Below are 17,455 nucleotides of genomic sequence, written 5' to 3'. Positions count from 1 at the left end.
ATTTACTTGCCTCCAGCTTTCACGGGGGAGTCGGGGACCTCGATGCGCTGAGGGTTGCTGCTGTAGCAGTTCCAGGTAAGGCCGAAAGGATTCTTTTCCGGGTCGGTGTCGGACCGAATGATGTGCAGCGGATACCGGGCAAAAGCACGCTTCACGCGTTCGCCGCCGTAATACTCATCCGCAACAATATCCAGGTTGATCGTCCAGTCGTTGATGCTGTGTTGCTCGATATGCTGTTCAGATGCGTCGTCAATACCTCGCCCGGGGATTTCGGAAACACCGCGCTCGCGTTTGCGCAGTTCTCCGCTGTTGCGCCGTAGCTCGAAATCTTTCTCCAGATATGTTCTGCAGCTGGGTGTCAGGTAGCCGGCCAGTCGAGCAATATTGTCCTCGTAGTCCGTCTCACCATCTGACGTCCAACGGTTCATCTGCTGGAAGATGTACAAACCAAAGGAATAAACCGACTCTGGTGGGATGTCCCACCATTTCCGGGTACTGCCTGAGCGAAGGTCAGGTGGGACATGAATGGTCAGGTCGCGCGGCGCGCTTTGCCATCCGTAAGCCATGTACAGCCCCAGGCCGATCAGCAGGCCAATGACCAGACGCAAGCTATAGATGTGGGCCTGCTGCGAGTCGACTTTCTTGCGGTAGCTCATGCACCCTCCGTGCGATGACAGGTCCACGCGCCGGTGCGTGTAATGAGGCGGGATGAGTTCCAGGACGGGAAGTGAAGGGCGACATTCAGTTGGAGCTGGCGGTACACCCAGGTTTCTGGACGACCACGTTTCATGCGACGTAGGACCCGACTAGCCACGGTCAGCCCAAGCACTCCGCCGACCAGCGCTCCAACGATGATCAGCGACCAGTTATGGAAAAGAATCGCAATCGGAATGCCCAATACGAAGCCCGAACCTGCACTGATCGCGACAGTGGCCCACATCTCGTCAGCAGTGAGGCCTCCCATCACAACCGGCTGGTTGTTCAGTCGCACTGGTAAGAAACTCAAGGTGCCGTCGTCCAGAATGTCTGCCATGACAAGCGCTCTTTAAAGGATGCCGGTGGCTTTGGTTACCAGATAAATGCCGACACCCAAAATGCCCACACCCACCGTCGCTGTGGCCCCCAGGTCGCGCCACTTTTTCTTGCCATCGTGTATTTCGTGATAGACACCGAAGGCATGCCAGGCCACGCCTAAGAACATGACGCCCAGAATGAGCAGGCCGATAAGCATGAAACCGTCAAACCCCCAGTTCTGAATGGTCTGGAGAATATTGCTGCCTTCGCCGCGAGTCGGGGTTTGAGCTTGGGGAAGTGCCGCTGATGCCATCTGAGGTAGGACGACAGCTCCTGCGATCGCAGATTTCACTTTCAAGTTACGAGACATGGTTTAACTCCTGTGTGGTTAGCTGAGAACAAAAACGGTGAGGATCATGCAGAGCAGAACGGTGCGTATCGCTGAGGGCAATGCGATCGAGCGATCAAGGTTTCCGGTTGCCCAGCCTCGGTAGCAGCTATAGAGAGCCCAAGCCCCCCAAAGGAATGTAAGTCCCACGGCGAACCCCACGAACAGCGTGTAGCTGGACGAGGCTGTGAAACCTGCGGCCGCTTGGAACGCTGAGGACTGTGCACCGCTCATACTCATGGATTGCCCACTCCGGTTTTGGTGTAGTCCCCTGAAATCTCTGCCGGATCACGCGGTTGTGCCCGGCTGGGGGTCAAGTAACCCTCCAGGCCGTGGCGAATGCGCTCAATGTCGCCGGCAAGACGTTGGTAATCGAAGAAGAAGCGCTTACCTGGTTCGTCAGTGACTTTCGCGCTACGGCGGGCGGTGTCCTCCAATGCGTTCAATTGGCGGATCATCACTTCGAGATTGGCCTGCTCTGAGGCAGATGCGGCAGCAGCGAGGGGGATGTGCGTGCAGCATCCGATCAGAACGATCAGGCCCGCCCGGGCAAGGCGGTAAGTCAGGGCTGTGAGGGGCTGATACTGGTTCACGGCTGGGCTCTGGTAATTCCTGTTGCCGTCAGCTTGCCGTGTTCAGGGAGGGGGTTGCCGCAAGAAATCCATTATCGAGATCTCTTGGATTTCTTCTGATGCTCTGAGATCTTGAGATCCTGGGAGTGGATGGGAGAAGTCCTAAACGTGATCGCCGATTGAACTATGATTTGTAACTGTCCATTTACGAGATTGAAAAATGACCGATGAGATTCCTTCAATCAATATTTCATATCGAAAGACTTTCTTGTTTGGTAGATGGCAGCGATTTAGGCAGCGGAAACAGGAAGAACATGCAAAGCGACTTAAATCGCATCCACTCGCTTGCTTCGAGCATCTCATCAAAACGTCAAAGCTCATCGCAGAGACCAACCCTCGGGGTTTGGTTGACTTGGTGCGTGCCATCCTTCGCCCCCTTCAATCGGAGTATCTCCTAGGTGTCGCTGAGCGAGGCCAGGACGCTCTGCCGACGATCGACTCCAATACTTTTTTCGGGGAGGCAACCCGAACGCGAATGTTTACCGCAGACGGTATGAATTTTCGTGGTGTAAGGCTCGAGGGTAAAGATTACAGATTGAAGCTATCACGCGACATTTTGCTTCCTTGGGCCTGGAGCTTTAGACGTTACGTCGATGCAGTAGCGACGATTGGCTCTAGCAAAGCGCTGATTGATGGGAGTAGGTGGGACCGCAGCTTTCAGGGGGCTTGGTGCCAGGATGAAAACCATCAAATCGAACTCTGGCTACCTTGGGGTATTGGCTTTGTTAACGGAGGTAATCACTCAATCACTGCCGGCATTTTAGCTGGTGAGGGCGAAATCGTACCTGACTACGTTTATGACATGGGATATTTGCTCGACGAACTCCACTGCGATGGAAATTACTATTTCGATACACATACCGGCGATAAAATCGCCCCCGTCGTAGATGCACGCAGGGCTGCCGTTTTTGAAATTGGAAGAATTATGCGCGAGCTAAATTTCCCTGCCTTTAAGTCTGAAACTCAGGGCGCGAACACTCTTCTGGATCTGTAGACGGGTTGAGTTGATTAACCCGCAGATTGAATGCAGCTGTATGGGGAAACCAAGTAGCTTCATCATGGCTACCCAACGCACCTCGTGCACGTTCACTCAATGATTTCCCTAGTCCAGCGAAGCATTTATTTGACGGGACGAATTTGGACGAAAAGATGAACCAAGATCAGATTGAAGCAAACCTAGCTCGACATCGGGCTCAACCAGACGTCTCGCCCGCTGTTTATTTCAATAAACTGTGTTCGGTGCTTGGCGGAGAAGTTGCTCTCAAGACGAAGATCTATCTAGACACTTGTTATTGGGTCGTACTGCGCGAGGCCTCCTTGGGAAAGGCGCGACGGCCTGAACATGCTGCGATCTTGGAGGTCCTGCGGGAGTTGGTACGATCCGGCCGAGCAGTCTGTCCAGTGAGCGACGCCGCGTTTGTCGAGACGATGCAGCATGCTGATCCGGACACTCGCCTGGCCACCGCAGCTGTATTAGATGAGCTCAGCGGTGGTATTTGCCTTCGCACCGAACACGAACGCGTGACGATGGAGCTGAAGCGATTCATGGATGATCCCGGTGGATGCGGAGGTGTCGATCCCTCAGTGGCATGGGTCAGGCCGGGGATGGTTCTGGGCGTGCAAGTGCCTGTGGCTCCAGCCCTAGATGCACGTATCAATCGTACCTTTCAGAAGTCGTCTATTGACCTGATGTGGAATGTGACCTTTAGAGACCTGGCCGTTCAGGATTTGGACAATCAATTCGCCAATACGATGGAGAGTAGCGCGAAGAACATTAACGAGAAAATGGTCGCGTATGCCCCGGCCATCCGCAGTTTTCAGCAGGCCTTCGCTGCGGAAGTGTCTGGAACGATTAAGTTCTTCGATGACCAAGCAGCACGATCATTTCTGGCCGAGCGTCTACAAACCTTCTCCGAGGATGACGTAGAGCAATTCAAGGACAAAATGCAGACCATGCTGTTCAATGTCTTTCGCTTGCGACCAAAGATCATGGCCCGGCGCTCCCCGACGCTCTATGTTCATGCCGCCTGTCATGCGGCGATCCGGTGGGACAAGTCGAGGCGGCTCAATGGACATTGGCTTATGGATCTCCATCACGCATGTGCGGCCACCGGTCACCACAATGTCATGTTCACCGAAGGCCCGCTTCGGGTGCTCATGACCAGCGGACATCTCAGACTTGACGAAGAGTTCGACATGCCGGTGATCGCCGATGCGGTCGAGGTTTTGGACTATCTATGCAGGCTTCAATCCACCAGCGTCGATACCAAAATAATCCGGTAGAGAACCAGGTCTGGCCGTGGGTACTTGGGCGCTCGAACTGGTTGTTTGCCGGAGTGGGCGCCCGTTTAACTACGTAAGGCGAGTTCGCCGGACGCTTACAATGCAGCTACGTTATCGGACGCTTAAAGAACATTAGGTATCCAGTGGGTAGAGCGATTGCATACGCCCAAGCCTGAGCATTTTGATTCCCAACCTTGATGTCTCCCTTCACCACTGTCTGAACGGTGACCAGCTCCCAGCCATCTCGCCCCAGTCTTGCGAGACGCTCCTTGTATTCTGGATCCTGTAAAAACGCGCCAATGTCTGGCTCTGTAGTGGGCTCTTCAGTCTTGAACAACAGAAAACCCTTGGTCTGCACCCGGTATAGCAATGGGCAGAATTCAGTGTGGTACTCAAATGCCTGGTTGCTCATGTCACGCCCTCAACGTTATGAGATTTCAGGCTTCCAGTTTCGAGCTCGAGCGGGCAATCGGAAATGCTCGTTCGCTACGCTCGGGATTTCTTTTGGGGGGCTGCGGCGGTGCGCGCATCGACGTAAGTCTGCATGATCGAGAGAACCATCGCGTTGAGAGCTAGGATCTTCATTCCACGGGTCACCGCCACATAGAGCAGATTCAACTCATCGTTCTTCCGACCTTGGTCAATGTCCGGCGCGAGCGGATCTGCTGTGAAATCGTCGTAAAGGCTGACGAAGTCCCACTCCAGACCTTTGGCCTTGTGCCCGGTGGTGAGGGTAATTGTGGCATCCAGCTCGTTATCGACCGTTCGAGACCGCAGTGCCAGGATCCGCTGTGGCAGATCCGGGTAGGCAGCGATGATCTTGATCGATCGGAGCATTTCACTGTCTTGACTGACCTCGGCAATTTCGACGTATTGATTGAAGTCCCGGTAGTCGCGCAGCAGTTTCTTGTTCTGCACCTCCTGATTACGACCGCGGCTGAACAGGTAGAGGTCTTCGAGGTCGCGTAACGAGTAGCTGTCAATGCCACCTACCCAGAAGATCTTGGGTTTACTCGTCACCAAGCGCAGCGCGTTCTCAATGACGCCGGTGACGGTGCGATGGATGAAGGTGCGGTGCGGAAGGTCTTCGGGTAACGCTCGTTTGACCTGAGTATTAGGTCCCAGGCCCTGGAGTTTTCGTGTCTCCCCCTTGTAGAAGAGAATGATGTTGGCCACGTGGGCGACGGCGGGGCCGAAGCGAAAGCTCTGGGTCAGATAATGTCGCTCGGCGTCTGCCATCCAGTCGCTGCCCAGCGCGTCCTCTGCGCCTCGGAATCGGTAGATTTGCTGATGTGGATCGCCCACCGCAACTCTGCGAATGCGCTGGATCTTCACCAGATCCGCGATTACGGGGTTCACGTCCTGACCTTCGTCGAGGAGGATGCCTTCAAAGCGCTGGCTCAGGTCTGGCTTGCTCAACTGATAGAGCTTCAGGTAGCCGTCGTGGGTGATGGGCATACCGGTGTCCTGCAGATCGATCATCCTGTTCCAGATGGATTTGGCCACGCTCAGAGCATTGTTCAGGAAGCGCTCCTGAGCACTGGTCAGCATCTGTTTATCCTGGAAGCGAGGGAAGTGAGACCGTCCCAGCTCCATATCGGCGCTGGCCATGAAGTTGTTCAATGTGCTCAGCACGTCGCGGACCAACTCCCAGTCTTGAGTGTTGATCGCCCTGGCGATGTCGGTGAGTCGAAGGTTGTTGGTTTGTTTGGCGGCGTACTGGCTGCCGTATACCGCGTAGGCGAGTCCATGTGCAGTTTTGCAGACGATATTGCGCGGGAATTTGCCCTTGGCTGCCAGCTCCACAGACTTGTTGTAGCAGAGGTACAGCATCTTCACTGAGGCATGGTGTTTTGCGTAGCCCACCAGGGTGGTGGTTTTCCCGGTTCCGGCAAATGCCTGAACCAGAAGCTTGCCGGCCGTTGATTCAATGATGGGCTGTTGCTCGTGGGTCCACTGCATGTCCAACTCCTACAAGTATTTTTTGAAGCTTGAGACCGTGATGCAGACCGACACGCCCAGCAGCAAGGCGCATGGCAGCAGAATCAACAAAGGACTGATGCTGATCGGGATGGCCAGGTAGACGGTCCAGGGCACGATGGTCAGCGGCAGAATCGTTCCGCGTGCTTTGTGGTACAGGTAGCTCGACTCACGTCCTGATCCGAATTTTCGAAGATCCCGCCTAACTAGACCATCCACCAGGCCAGTGAATGCGGCCAGCAGAAACAGAGGGATTGTGAGGGTCAGAATCACCATACGAACGCAGAAGGTGAGCACGGTGTAGAGCGCCGACAATCCGTAGTCCTGAAACTTGATCATCGCCCAGCCGATTTGATAGCGCAGGTCGAAGCTACCGCTCTGCGAGTGCGCGGTTCGGGCGTATTGAGTCATTGAGTTGATATTGTCCTGCAGGCCGGTTTTCACCATCACCCAGTCGTACACCCACTGAGCCAGCCACGCGGCGGTTCGCCCTGGTTCTTTGATGATGACGCTTTGCAGCAGGTCCTGAGACAACCAGCTCAACTCATACTCGAACATCTGCTGAGCATGCTTCCAGCCAGAATCCGGCCAGAAGAAATACAGGCATAGCCACTCCACCAGGATCGCTCCCAGCAGCGAGCCGAACATCACCCCGAAGAAGTGGAAGGGCATAGAGAACAGCATTCCCAGAAATGTCTTCTGCCCCTCCTGTTGCTGTTGCGCTTTTTCTGCAATATCTGCCATGGCGTTGTCCCTTTAAGGCCACCTTTTATGCAGCCTTGTCGCCGTTGGCCATGTTCCTGAAATCATTTACCAGGTCATCGGGCAACGATTCACTCAAGGCCTGGTAACCAGGCGCTTGCCACCATTCGCTGTTATTTCCAGGGCCTTTGCGCATACCTTCGGCCAGTGCCTGGAGATCTTTGGGCATGACTTCGTCCGGGTCGCTAGCCGGCAACGGCATTCGGATCTTCCAAAGGTTGCCACCTTCGATGAGCGCAAAGCACTGCCCCTTGGGCAGACCGACGACATGCGCGGGCTCGATCATTGGCACGCTGACGCTTTGGATCTGGTCATGGGTGTTCGACGTGAACGCAGCTTTGCCATTGATAGCGTCGTTGGCACTACTGGCGGGCATGCTGGTGAAGACCTGAACTTTGGGCAGCTGGTTGGTGAGCAGTTCCGCCGTCGCGGTTTCCCGCACCCTCAGCATGAAGAGGTTGTTGAAGTTACCGATCACTTGGCCTGCCTTCGCGCGGCTGCCGATCTTCGCCTCGATGTCGCTCATGGTCTGTGTGTATGCGGTTACCTGCATGCCGGCGCCGCCGCCTTTGTTGATCATCGGGATGAACTCTTCACCCATTAACTCGTTGAATTCATCCGCATGGACGTTGATCGCCACCTTGCCGCTGGTGGCACCAGGCAGACCGTCATCGATACCGAACTTGTAGATATGGCCTGCGACCGAGACCAGGTCGCTGAACATGGAGTTGCCGACGGCAGCGGCCACCTCCGTGTCGGACAATGCGTCCAGGCCGATGTAGACCACAGCCCTTTTCCGAATCACCTGCATCCAGTCGAAGATTGGGCGCGGATCCTCAAGGTCCATGTAGTCCGGAGACAGCAGCTCCGCGATACGGCCGGTGGTCAATTTCTCCAGCAGCGGAAGCAGGCTGGCCACGATCTTGTCGAAATAGGTCTTGTCGTAGCGAACTGCGGAACGAAGCCCGTCCAGAACGGGATCGGAGATGCGTTTCTGTGTGACATATTGGTCGATGGCCACCACACGTAGCGGCCGATCCTTCATTGCAAAACTGAGGTTCTTCCGATCGATGCTGCCCTCGATCGCAATGATGGTTTCCCAGGCTTTAGGGTCGTGTTCAGCGAAATATTTCTGCGCGTACTCGACGAACAGAGCGTCGATGTTGATAACGTGCTGCAGGATTTGTTCGTAGTCTGGGCGGCGGCCAAGGGCGACCAGTGCCCGGGCGATGATGTTGACGAATCGCCATGCGAACTCTCGGAAGGCAGCAGAGTTGCCTTCGCCGGAAAGCTGGCCTGCAATTCGTGTGGCCACCTCGGAGATCCGACCAAAGCGACCCACCGCGTTGTAGCGCGCCGAATGGTCTGGCCATCCCAGATGGAAGACATAGAACTCATCCAACCGGCCAGCCCGCTTGCATTCGATGTACATACGTTTTAGCAGGTCAGCGTCACCCTTGGGGTCGAAGACAATAACGACCTCGCGGTCGAGGTTCATCTCTTCATCTTGTTTGGCGCTGCGTTGGCTTCGATGAACGGGCTGTACGCGGCGTCCCATTTGGACGCGACGTCGGGATCTTCTACGGGTGCGTCTGATGTCTTGGGTAATGAACAGCTCGGCGAGCCGGGTTTTTCCTACGCGTGTCGTGCCCAGCACCAGGGTATGGCCGACACGTTCACCCAACGGCAAGCTGACATCACCTTCGTGAGGTTCGATACCGTGGAGGCGCGGAAGGCCGCCCACCGGGGGCAGCGGGCGAACCGGGTTGAATGCTACGTCCCATGCTGTCGCCCGGGTAATGAGCTTGAGGGGGAAGGGGGCGAACTCCAGCCGCTCCTCAATGCGCCGTGCCTGCCGGTACAGCGAAGTGGGCTCCACATACTCGGCGTACTTCGGCAGGTAGGTGTCCATAAGCCGCTGGGTGTGTTTTTGTGTCCAGCGAAACCCTTTGCCAATGAAAAGGCGCTCATTGCTGACAGGTATGTCTTTACTGGTCATCGTGTAATGCGGGAGGCGACGGATATTGCGTCGATATCGCAGGACCACCAACGCCTGTCTCAGCCGAATGTAGGCCAGGCAGAGATATCCACAAGCTGTCACAACCCCGAACAGTGGCGATAGAGCGAAAACCCAAGGCGCGAACACGCACAACATTGCTGCTGCGATGCAGACCAGTACCGTATAGAGCTCGACTGCAGGGCGAAGTAACGACTCAATGGTGTATGTGCTGGCCACGATTTTCGTCCTTACCTACTGTTGAATGGTGGTGGCTGTAATCAGGAGCGGGTAGTGGCGGATGCCCAGTCGTCCAGCCAGATCGTCCGCGGGGGTGGGCACCATCTCAAGATCAGCTGCCCAGCGACGCACTTCGGCAAAGCGCTCAGCATTCGCTACGTTGACCACCACTCCAACTGCCTGCATCTGCATCAATTGTTCTCGGCGTTGCAAAAGCCAGGTCCTGGAAAGCTCGTCATCACCCAAGACGAACATGGGCTGGAGGCCAGGTGCGTTGATCACTCGGCCCTGCACTTCGCCGGGCGTAAGCTGCGTGGACCGTACAGGGAACGCGCCCGTCCCTCGAACACCGATGTTCTGTTGTGTTGCTTGCTGATCGCTGGGTTCTGGCACCAGGTCCTGGTAGTAGGGCAGAGCGGAAGAACCGCCTCGATCCTCGACGATGATCAGTGGGCTGGCCATACATACGTTCGGAAGTGCCAGGTACGTCAGAAGAAAAAAACAGAGGTGTCGATTCATTGGTTATCCACCATTAATTTGATGCCGGTCACACGGCTGAGATGCTTGGTAAACGCACGTCGATAGCGCTCAGCGGGTGCACCACCCGCTGGTCGGTGGTAACGCCCAGCAGCGGTAATCCAGTCGCCACCCTTGGCTTTGTGTTCAGCGAGGATTTGCGCGGTGACTTTCAGGTTCTTGTACGGATCCAGCCCCTCACAGGGACTGCCGTACCGATATCCATTGGCCTTCATATTGGTTTGGCCAAGGCCGACGTCGACGCGTGCGGGGCCGACGCTGACAATGGCGATCATCAGCGCCTGGCAGGCATCGCTGCGGGTTGCAAAACGATAACCGGCACCGGCCACGTTCAGCGTCCAGGGCCATGGGACGATATGTCCACGGAGTTTCGTGCCGCTTTCCTGCAGGGCAACTGAGTACAGAACCTCCGAAGGCACACCCTCCGGGATTGCGATCAGTTGGTAAGCCGGTGGCGGAATCTCTGCTGCATTAGCCATTGCGGTCGCGCAGATCAGGGCACTGGCAAACGCTGTGCGGACTATTGGCGTTGCCATTTTCCATTCACCTCACGGACGAGTGCAGGCAGGTCTCCGCCAAGCCCAAGGCCAAGCCAGCGGCCGCCATCGTGATTTAGGGTGATCTGTCGGCTACGGACACCGGCGGGATCAATGCCGGCGAGAATCGCCCAGCGCCGTATGCGCTCGTCATCGCCCTGGCTGCCGACAAAATAAAGGTCAAACGCCTGCTTCTGCGTTTGGAGATCTTTAACCTGGGCGATACAGGACGTGCAGTTGTCCTGGACAAAAATAGCCTGGCGCCCGTCGCTTTTCAGAGCCGTTTGGCCCGTGGCTGGGGACGATGGCAGGGAGGAAATCTGAATGACCTTCTCGTTTGGGTACAGGCGCGAGAAGGCTTGGTCATATGCCCGCTGATAAGCGAGCTCTTTATCAACACGTTGCCGTTCGGCCTGGACTTGTAGCTCTGCGTATCGCCGGCGTTCTTCTGCCGATTTGGCCTCAATTCCAAGTGCTGTCAGTGGATCAAGGCCCGGTGAGTAAATGCCGCGAGGCCCCTCCATGACCGACTGATAGCGACTCCATTCCTGCGGGCTGAGGCCCCACTCGCGGGCCGCTTCTGCTTGTCCGACATTTTGGGTTGAGTTTTGACTCTGCGTTTCAACACTGTTCTGGGTGGCAGGTCTCGAAGCTGTGGTAGTCGCGGCCAGAAGGTTTGGGGATAGGAGCAGGCTTACCAGACCCCCGACAGCAATGACGGCTTTCGGTGACAAGGTCATGCGGTTATCGTTCTTGGAGTAAGGCATACGAAGGTCCTAAGGTGCGATGGTTACGGTTTGTGCTGTACCTGCCACGTCGAAACTTGCAGCTCTGCCGTCCAGGGATTTGAGTCTCCAAGTCGTTCCTGCGACTGCATCTCCGGGTCTGATCAAATAGATCTGGTTCAACTGGGTGCTGCCAGGCGGTGCGACCGACAGAAACCGCTCCCCGCCGCGATATTCGATACCAACCACGTTGAACGGTGGCGCTGCTGGAGGAGGGGCGACGGTTGTAGCTTTCGGCGCTGGGGCCGCTTTGCGGATGGCTGGCTTGGGTGAGGGCGGCATGGCAGGAGCAGCTTTGATTTGGGCTTTGTTCAGATCGCTGACGCGGGTGTCTATGGTTTCGACGCTGGCTTTGAGCATCACCAGCTCCGCCGCCGAAGCCGCATTTCGAGACAGATCCTGGACAGTTTCCGTCGCCTGTTTCGCATAAGCCTGAACGGCATCGAGCCGATTCGACAGCGCTTGCTGTCCTGCACGAAAATCTTCGTTGCTGACCAGGTGCTTGCTATCAACGTTATCCAGTCGTTCGTCGACCTTCCCCAGTCTCGTCAGGAGAGCTTCGAGGGAATTCTTGTCGGCTGCATCAGCAAGGCCACTGGTCAGTTTTGATAATTGATGGTGCTCGTAGCCCAGCATCCCAGCCAAAGCGACGAGGGATAAACTGAGAATCAGTGTGGTACGAGTGGGGCGTGGTAGGTTCATAGGCGTCCTCGCGCGAAAGCGGGGACACCCTCTCAAACCGATCTAGCTGGTGCAGTAGGAAATAGGTTTTCCACTGGCTGAGGTTTTTTAGTCTGTTGGTGGTGCACACGGAAAATCTTGTTGCTGAGTAGAGTCACTCATATTTCCGGTCTGCGATCCGGATGCTCTGCGTCAAAGCCTTGCTTGGGGTGGGCGGGAAGCGGATGGTCTTTCATCAGATTAGGGAAGCGCAACGCAGGGTTAGCATCCAGTTGCTCCCATAGGCCGGCATACAGCTCATGAAGCTTAGGATCTGGCTGATATCCAAAGTTATCTACCGGAGATGGTTGAGACTCAAATGCTCCACTGAGATAACTTAAAGCTCTAGCACTGCCTAATGATGCTGCACGTTGATAGTAGAATAAGGCCCTCGGTTTGTTTTCTTTAGAAATATCATAGAACGCAGCTGTTTCTATAATTGCCTCTGGAGAGTCTTGAGCACCGGCACATTGAAAATATGGCTCTGCCATTCGTTCATCTTGTTTGTCTCTAGGCAACTGGAACGCAAAGTAATTGCCGATACGCACCTGAGCCAATGGATTACCCAATTGCGCCGCCTGGAACATATAAGAACTGGCCATTCGGTCCGACTTCAACACTCCCTGCCCGTTCTCGGCCACTACAGCCCAATCGTAGTAACCCAGCGGGACTTTGAGCTTCACCATCCGTTCGTAGAGATCAAGCATCTTGCTGGTGTCTTGTTCAACGCCAGGCTGTCCGGGCCAGCCCGTGCGATAGAGTCCCGCCAGGTTATGCATCGCCTTCCAATGATCTTTAGCGATGGCTTTTTCGTAAAGCCCGACGATGGTTCGCCAGTCTTTGACACCTCGTACCTTCTCCAAAGCGCGGGCCTGTTGAAACCAGCGCTCGGCCTCCGCATCCAGCGGCGGATTGTGGTCTTTTTCATAGGCACAGGTAAAAGTTGGATAGGCCATAGCCGGAGCTCCGCTCAACAAGATAGAAAAAATAAGGGCACAAAGTGAGATGGCTTTAGTCAATGGCTTTGGCATAAGGCGTCTCCACGTCCCAGAAACGGGTTAGGTGCGCGACTAGGGGTTTATTCTGCCCCTTATTTTTCCAGTTCTTATCCATCACTTTATTCCATGTGTCGAAGTTGGCCGCCGCATTACAACGCCCCTTGCTGTCGTTGATTGACTTATCTACATGCAACTTCCACAACTCCTCCCGCCAATGCTTGGCCAGCTCAGCATCCGGTGCAGCCAGACCTAACTCAGAATCGGTATGCAGGCTGCGGGTGTTGATATTCGCAGAGCTGAGCAAGCTGAAGACATCGTCCACCACCAACAGTTTTGAGTGCACGTAGATGCCCCGGAAAAAAGCCTGCTCTCCCTCGGATAAAGTGCCTCCGGGCTCTGGAGTGCAAGCAGTCAGCGTCGCAATGACGACCTTGAGACCCGGTAAATCCTTGAGGGTGTAGGGTTTGGGATCTTCACCGTCATCCGATTTCGGCTTGCTGAGTTCAGGAATATCTTTTGGTTTGAGACCGCCCAGACGCTGTTCTACCTCAGGGGTGACGCCCTTTTTTTCCAGCTCGGTAATCTCGCGTTTCAGTACCTCGGCTCGGTTGAGCTGAGCCCGCTGCACGTAGGGATCGTTCTGTGGGTTTGCTTCCAGATACGCCAACTGGCTGCGCTTTCGGAGCGTATCTTCCACCAGGCTGCGCTGAGCCTGAGGCATCAGTTGCTCCTGCCCCAGTTCCTGCAAGGTGGCATAGGTGGTACTGGAAAAACCCTTGTCGTTCGGGTTGTTGGTGACCACGAACAAGTACAAATCTTTGTCTCTGCCTTTTGCGATATAAGCAGCCGCCAGTTCGCGCAACTGTTTGGCAAACGGCGGATAGCGGAAATACTGATTTTCAAAATAGGCGTAGTTACGCACATTGCCTAAAGCTTTGTGGTACAGCTCCAGAATCGAGGTCTCGGCACCTTCTTGCGGTTGTGTGCGGCAAATCTGCGCCATGGTTGAGCCGGCGGCTTTGAAATTGTCCGGCTTGATGGCCTGGCGTTGATCGCGCAGGCCATCGACAAACCATTTCTTGACCCAAAAGGTTTCCCGATCCCAGGCGGTACTGAAGTTGTGGTTCAGGTCATGCAGGGCAGGGCCCTGTACTTTCATGGACAAATCTTGCCATGGACCGAAGCCCGGACTACGCCGCGCGGCTTTGTCGTCATACAGGTGCGCACTGGTATCCCAGTAATTACGATGCATATTGTGACCCATGACGAAGCCAACCGCGTTCGCGGTGTCTTCATAGTCCACCAAGACCATCTTCTGGTGGTGGCTGGCAAACAGGGTCAACAGCAACATATGCGCAAAGTTGGTATCGGGTGCTTCCCCTTTCATCAATCGATAAAGGGTCGCCAGACGTCCTTTTTCATTGCGCATCTGTGGCCCGCGTATGGCGGCATTCAGCGGAATTTCAGTGGAGAAATCTCGGGTACGAAACTCGACGTTCTGCATTCGCCCATCGTGGATGCGGCTGAACCACTCCCGCGTGTATTCCTCATCTTGGGGGGAATATTTGGGCGCACCCGATCCTTTCAGTTTGTTGTAGCCACCTTGTCCGTTCAGTTGTGCTTCGATGTCGGCAAGAGTGCTCTGCAACTCACGCTCGCGTTGCTGATAGCGATATCCCGTGCCGTAAGCAGGCAGTTGACCCGAACGCAATTTGGCCAACTCATGCTGGTTGACGGTGCGGCGATACTCCAGTTGCCGGCGAGCTTCCACTGAGCTATCGGAGGCTGCGCTCCCTTTAGCCATGCCAGACCCAACAGCAGTACCTCCCGAGCCCGCCAGACCATCGCCGATGATGGTGTTTTCAACAAAGTTGGCCAGTGGGTTTTTCCAGATCAGCACACGAGTCTTGACCCCGTGGCGACCTCGAACATCCAGCAACTCACCAATGCGATCGCTGTCGGGCTTGAAACGCATCGCCGGGTCGAATCCCCAGCTGATGATTTCGACACTCTTCGTCGCGGCCTGAATGGCATCGTATACAGCGCCGAACGCCTTATCACCATTGATCAGCGGGGTGACCTGTATGCCGGCACGTGGTGGGTAGAACGCTTTTCTCGCGAACCAGTCCATGGTCAAGGAGGTGGACTTGTGTTCTTTAGGCGTCAGCTGGATAACTTCTTTGCTGTAATCCGTGGTCATTCGATTGCTTCCTGCACTCAATGGCTCTTCGGCTTGCTGGCCGGGTTCAACGTAACGGTGCGGTAGTCATCCGTCGAGCCCATCGGTTCGAGCTGATCGGCCTGCGCGTGATAGTCGCGATAGCCTTGACGTGCCAGTTGCTGATTCTGTGAAGCTGATTGGCTGCTGTCTTCTTTGGGCTCAATCTCGAAGCGATGACCATTCACCAGTTCTACCGCATAGGCTTGAGTGCCAGGAACGTGCTCGAATTTGATCACGCCATCGGCTCCCGTCAGGCCCTCCTGAATAGCCGCCCCATCGGCAAACAGGGTGTACGGTTCATCTTCGTACCCTGGCAGTCCCGGTAACGGGCTGACTACCGCGCTCAGTTTGTGAATGACATCCGGAGCAGGTTGCGAAACCGCGCGCTCCAGTAGCTTACCCGCTTTGTCCGCATCCACCGGTAAGGGAATGACTGGCAATAGCGCGGCATTCCCAGTGCCTTGGCCCGGTGCGCCTCCTGCGTTGATCTTGACCACGGGGCCGACCACGGTGATGCCGCCGGCATCAAGCTTGATGAAACTCCCGCCCGCTTTGAGAGTGAGCTCCGTGCCCGCCTCGATGACCATCTTCTGGCCAGCCTTTAGATGTATCTCGCGACCGGCACTCATCAACTGAGCGGTGCCCAACTTTATGTGCTGATTCTGGCCAACGATCAGGTGATCATCGGCTTTGACTTCGACTTTGCGGTCAGCATGGGTGGTGCGATGTTCTTCGGCTTTGAGTTCGGTGTAGGAATTCTTTTCCACAGTGTCGTGGCGTTCGTTGCCGACGCGGATTTTCTGGTCGCGCTCGATGTTTTCGTCCCAGTCGCGTTGGGCGTGGAGGAAGATCTGTTCGGCGCCTTTCCTGTCTTCGATGCGCAGTTCGTTGAAGCCAGCGCCGCCTGGAGAGCTGAGGGTTTTGAAGACGGTGCGGGTCTTGTTCGCCGGCAGGTCGTAGGGAACGACATTTTCCTTGTGATACAGGCAACCGGTCACCAGCGGCTGGTCAGGATCGCCTTCGATGAAGGTGACCAGCACTTCCATGCCGACACGTGGAATGCTGATGCCACCGTAGCGGTCGCCAGCCCAACTGGAGGAGACGCGCATCCAGCAACTGGTCTTGTCGTCGGCCAGTCCTTCGCGGTCCCAGTGGAACTGCACCTTCACACGACCGTACTGGTCGCAGTGGATTTCTTCGCCCTTGGGGCCGGTGACCGTCGCGGTCTGACTGCCGAGCACGCGGGGCTTCGGATGCTCTAGTGGTGGGCGGTAAAAGACGTCCCACGGAGTCGCGAGGAAGCGGTTGCGATAGCCCTGGTGGAAGTCATCTTTGTTGTCGGTGGTGTCGCTGGTCACCGACTCTTCGAGGACTTGCGGTTGCCTGCCTTCGTGGACGACCTCGGTCAGCAGCCAGAGGGCATTCCACTCGGTGCGTGGGTGATCGGAGATCTCCAGGAAGTGGCCGCTGACGAGCGTGGTCTGGTCGCCATGCCCCTCGGCCTGGCGATAATCGGCGCGATGACGTTCAAGAGCACGCTGGCTGAGAAACTTGCCACGAGCACGGTCGGTGAAACGACCTGGGTAATCATAATCTTCGAGATCCGGCTCCTCGTTTTTTGTTTCGGAGCGATAAGCCGCTTCCAGCGACAGTCGAGGCTTCTCGAAGTCATAGTCACTGCGAGCGGTACGACTGGTTCGGGCCTCCATACGCAACTGAAACCCCTTGATCACGGGCTCATCCGCGACCATGCCGCTACCTTGTACATAGGCCGTCGGCTGGCCGAGTTTCGGGAACACGGTCTGGTCATCACCAAATACCAGCCTGTGGCCCTTGGCACTGTGCTGGAAGTGAAAATGAACACCTTCCTCCTCGCACAGACGCTGGATGAAATGCAGATCGGATTCGTCGTACTGCACACAGTACTCACGATCCGGACACGGGGTGCCAATCTGGAATTGGTAGGCGTTGCTCTGGATGCCGTGTTCTTCAAGGATCAACGCGATGATCTTCGGTGCCGACATCTGCTGGTAAATACGCTGGTTGATGCGATGGCGCAGGTAGGCGAGTTGCGGCACCAGCGTCAACGTATAGCGAGTCAGGCGCTTACCAGCATCACCTTGGCCTATCCGGTAGATCTGCCCGTGAATGCCGCTACCATTGGCGTCGAACGCCAGAAACGCATGTTTGTGCAGCAGCGTTTCCAGGTCCAGGTCGGGGTTTTCGCTGACCAGTTCCACATCAAACGCATAGGGCGTGTTGATTGCCTCGGTGCCAGTAAACGAAAGCACTTGAAGATCGTGCTCAAGATCATCGATGGTCAGGCTGAAATGAGCTTGGTTGGCAGGACTGAACATCTATTG

General features: G+C 55.7%; 18 protein-coding genes. 2 read left to right on the top strand and 16 right to left on the bottom strand.

The genetic code is table 11. The annotated features are described in order from the left end of the window. Window positions 1-2: 2 nt before the first annotated feature. The 5 genes from NL116_RS24240 to NL116_RS24220 are packed head-to-tail and all read right to left on the bottom strand — an operon-like array spanning window position 3 to window position 1,941. The gene (locus NL116_RS24240) at window positions 3-656 is read right to left on the bottom strand and encodes a PFL_4703 family integrating conjugative element protein (protein ID WP_494374369.1); all 654 of its coding nucleotides are present in this window, start codon (window positions 654-656) and stop codon (window positions 3-5) included. Continuing rightward, a complete protein-coding gene (locus tag NL116_RS24235; protein ID WP_145017872.1) occupies window positions 653-1,033 on the bottom strand; it encodes a TIGR03750 family conjugal transfer protein in 381 nt (126 codons plus the stop codon). Before NL116_RS24235 ends, NL116_RS24240 begins: the two co-directional genes overlap by 4 nt. A 12-nt stretch (window positions 1,034-1,045) precedes the next feature. Next, window positions 1,046-1,384 carry a TIGR03745 family integrating conjugative element membrane protein gene (locus NL116_RS24230; RefSeq protein WP_145017870.1) on the bottom strand — a complete coding sequence of 113 codons (339 nt, stop codon included), beginning with the start codon at window positions 1,382-1,384 and terminating at the stop codon, window positions 1,046-1,048. An 18-nt stretch (window positions 1,385-1,402) separates the two neighbouring features. Then, window positions 1,403-1,642, bottom strand: coding sequence for a TIGR03758 family integrating conjugative element protein (locus NL116_RS24225; protein ID WP_494374368.1), 240 nt, complete (start codon window positions 1,640-1,642; stop codon window positions 1,403-1,405). After that, window positions 1,639-1,941 (bottom strand): integrative conjugative element protein, RAQPRD family, encoded by a 303-nt coding sequence (locus tag NL116_RS24220; protein WP_494378124.1) that lies wholly within the window; start codon window positions 1,939-1,941, stop codon window positions 1,639-1,641. Before NL116_RS24220 ends, NL116_RS24225 begins: the two co-directional genes overlap by 4 nt. A gap of 253 nt (window positions 1,942-2,194) precedes the next feature. Between NL116_RS24220 and NL116_RS24215 the strand changes: the two genes are divergently transcribed. Together NL116_RS24215 and NL116_RS24210 are read left to right on the top strand one after the other, a co-directional pair. Beyond that, window positions 2,195-3,028, top strand: coding sequence for a DUF6710 family protein (locus NL116_RS24215; protein WP_494374367.1), 834 nt, complete (start codon window positions 2,195-2,197; stop codon window positions 3,026-3,028). 155 nt (window positions 3,029-3,183) lie between these two features. Then, window positions 3,184-4,317 carry a hypothetical protein gene (locus NL116_RS24210; RefSeq protein ID WP_494374366.1) on the top strand — a complete coding sequence of 378 codons (1,134 nt, stop codon included), beginning with the start codon at window positions 3,184-3,186 and terminating at the stop codon, window positions 4,315-4,317. 106 nt (window positions 4,318-4,423) lie between these two features. On the opposite strand, the gene NL116_RS24205 is transcribed toward NL116_RS24210, so the two are convergent. From NL116_RS24205 to NL116_RS24155, 11 genes are all read right to left on the bottom strand, one after another. Then, window positions 4,424-4,729, bottom strand: a complete 306-nt coding sequence (locus NL116_RS24205; protein WP_494374365.1) for a hypothetical protein — start codon at window positions 4,727-4,729, stop codon at window positions 4,424-4,426. A 74-nt stretch (window positions 4,730-4,803) separates the two neighbouring features. Continuing rightward, complete coding sequence (locus tag NL116_RS24200) at window positions 4,804-6,279, bottom strand: UvrD-helicase domain-containing protein (RefSeq protein ID WP_494374364.1); 1,476 nt, start codon at window positions 6,277-6,279, stop codon at window positions 4,804-4,806. Window positions 6,280-6,288: 9 nt separating this feature from the next. Then, window positions 6,289-7,041: a TIGR03747 family integrating conjugative element membrane protein gene (locus NL116_RS24195; protein WP_494374363.1), complete on the bottom strand. Its 753-nt coding sequence runs from the start codon at window positions 7,039-7,041 to the stop codon at window positions 6,289-6,291. 25 nt (window positions 7,042-7,066) lie between these two features. Beyond that, on the bottom strand, window positions 7,067-9,295 hold the full coding sequence (traD, locus tag NL116_RS24190; protein WP_494374362.1) for a type IV conjugative transfer system coupling protein TraD: 2,229 nt from the start codon (window positions 9,293-9,295) through the stop codon (window positions 7,067-7,069). 15 nt (window positions 9,296-9,310) lie between these two features. After that, window positions 9,311-9,814, bottom strand: coding sequence for an integrating conjugative element protein (locus NL116_RS24185; protein ID WP_494374361.1), 504 nt, complete (start codon window positions 9,812-9,814; stop codon window positions 9,311-9,313). Then, on the bottom strand, window positions 9,811-10,368 hold the full coding sequence (locus tag NL116_RS24180; protein WP_494374360.1) for a lysozyme family protein: 558 nt from the start codon (window positions 10,366-10,368) through the stop codon (window positions 9,811-9,813). Before NL116_RS24180 ends, NL116_RS24185 begins: the two co-directional genes overlap by 4 nt. Then, complete coding sequence (locus NL116_RS24175) at window positions 10,353-11,135, bottom strand: TIGR03759 family integrating conjugative element protein (RefSeq protein ID WP_494374359.1); 783 nt, start codon at window positions 11,133-11,135, stop codon at window positions 10,353-10,355. Before NL116_RS24175 ends, NL116_RS24180 begins: the two co-directional genes overlap by 16 nt. Window positions 11,136-11,144: 9 nt before the next feature. Further along, complete coding sequence (locus NL116_RS24170) at window positions 11,145-11,855, bottom strand: methyl-accepting chemotaxis protein (RefSeq protein WP_494374358.1); 711 nt, start codon at window positions 11,853-11,855, stop codon at window positions 11,145-11,147. 137 nt (window positions 11,856-11,992) lie between these two features. Next, window positions 11,993-12,904: a tetratricopeptide repeat protein gene (locus NL116_RS24165; RefSeq protein ID WP_494374357.1), complete on the bottom strand. Its 912-nt coding sequence runs from the start codon at window positions 12,902-12,904 to the stop codon at window positions 11,993-11,995. Beyond that, complete coding sequence (locus tag NL116_RS24160) at window positions 12,885-15,071, bottom strand: phospholipase D-like domain-containing protein (protein WP_494374356.1); 2,187 nt, start codon at window positions 15,069-15,071, stop codon at window positions 12,885-12,887. The genes NL116_RS24165 and NL116_RS24160 overlap by 20 nt, the downstream gene beginning before the upstream one ends. Before the next feature lie 17 nt (window positions 15,072-15,088). Further along, entirely contained in the window at window positions 15,089-17,449 is a 2,361-nt protein-coding gene (locus NL116_RS24155; RefSeq protein WP_494374355.1) for a type VI secretion system Vgr family protein, read from the bottom strand. Between the last annotated feature and the right edge of the window lie 6 nt (window positions 17,450-17,455).

Source organism: Pseudomonas sp. FBCC-B1667 (assembly GCF_059133255.1).
The sequence above is the reverse complement of the archived record's forward strand: the minus strand, read 5'-3'. Positions and strand labels throughout refer to the sequence as shown.

What these genes read in the sequence shown, in the direction of transcription:
- NL116_RS24240 (WP_494374369.1), bottom strand. Translation starts at nt 656, where the DNA reads ATGAGCTACCGCAAGAAAGTCGACTCGCAGCAGGCCCACATCTATAGC.
- NL116_RS24235 (WP_145017872.1), bottom strand. Translation starts at nt 1,033, where the DNA reads ATGGCAGACATTCTGGACGACGGCACCTTGAGTTTCTTACCAGTGCGA.
- NL116_RS24230 (WP_145017870.1), bottom strand. Translation starts at nt 1,384, where the DNA reads ATGTCTCGTAACTTGAAAGTGAAATCTGCGATCGCAGGAGCTGTCGTC.
- NL116_RS24225 (WP_494374368.1), bottom strand. Translation starts at nt 1,642, where the DNA reads ATGAGTATGAGCGGTGCACAGTCCTCAGCGTTCCAAGCGGCCGCAGGT.
- NL116_RS24215 (WP_494374367.1), top strand. Translation starts at nt 2,195, where the DNA reads ATGACCGATGAGATTCCTTCAATCAATATTTCATATCGAAAGACTTTC.
- NL116_RS24210 (WP_494374366.1), top strand. Translation starts at nt 3,184, where the DNA reads ATGAACCAAGATCAGATTGAAGCAAACCTAGCTCGACATCGGGCTCAA.
- NL116_RS24205 (WP_494374365.1), bottom strand. Translation starts at nt 4,729, where the DNA reads ATGAGCAACCAGGCATTTGAGTACCACACTGAATTCTGCCCATTGCTA.
- NL116_RS24200 (WP_494374364.1), bottom strand. Translation starts at nt 6,279, where the DNA reads ATGCAGTGGACCCACGAGCAACAGCCCATCATTGAATCAACGGCCGGC.
- NL116_RS24195 (WP_494374363.1), bottom strand. Translation starts at nt 7,041, where the DNA reads ATGGCAGATATTGCAGAAAAAGCGCAACAGCAACAGGAGGGGCAGAAG.
- NL116_RS24185 (WP_494374361.1), bottom strand. Translation starts at nt 9,814, where the DNA reads ATGAATCGACACCTCTGTTTTTTTCTTCTGACGTACCTGGCACTTCCG.
- NL116_RS24180 (WP_494374360.1), bottom strand. Translation starts at nt 10,368, where the DNA reads ATGGCAACGCCAATAGTCCGCACAGCGTTTGCCAGTGCCCTGATCTGC.
- NL116_RS24175 (WP_494374359.1), bottom strand. Translation starts at nt 11,135, where the DNA reads ATGCCTTACTCCAAGAACGATAACCGCATGACCTTGTCACCGAAAGCC.
- NL116_RS24170 (WP_494374358.1), bottom strand. Translation starts at nt 11,855, where the DNA reads ATGAACCTACCACGCCCCACTCGTACCACACTGATTCTCAGTTTATCC.
- NL116_RS24165 (WP_494374357.1), bottom strand. Translation starts at nt 12,904, where the DNA reads ATGCCAAAGCCATTGACTAAAGCCATCTCACTTTGTGCCCTTATTTTT.
- NL116_RS24160 (WP_494374356.1), bottom strand. Translation starts at nt 15,071, where the DNA reads ATGACCACGGATTACAGCAAAGAAGTTATCCAGCTGACGCCTAAAGAA.
- NL116_RS24155 (WP_494374355.1), bottom strand. Translation starts at nt 17,449, where the DNA reads ATGTTCAGTCCTGCCAACCAAGCTCATTTCAGCCTGACCATCGATGAT.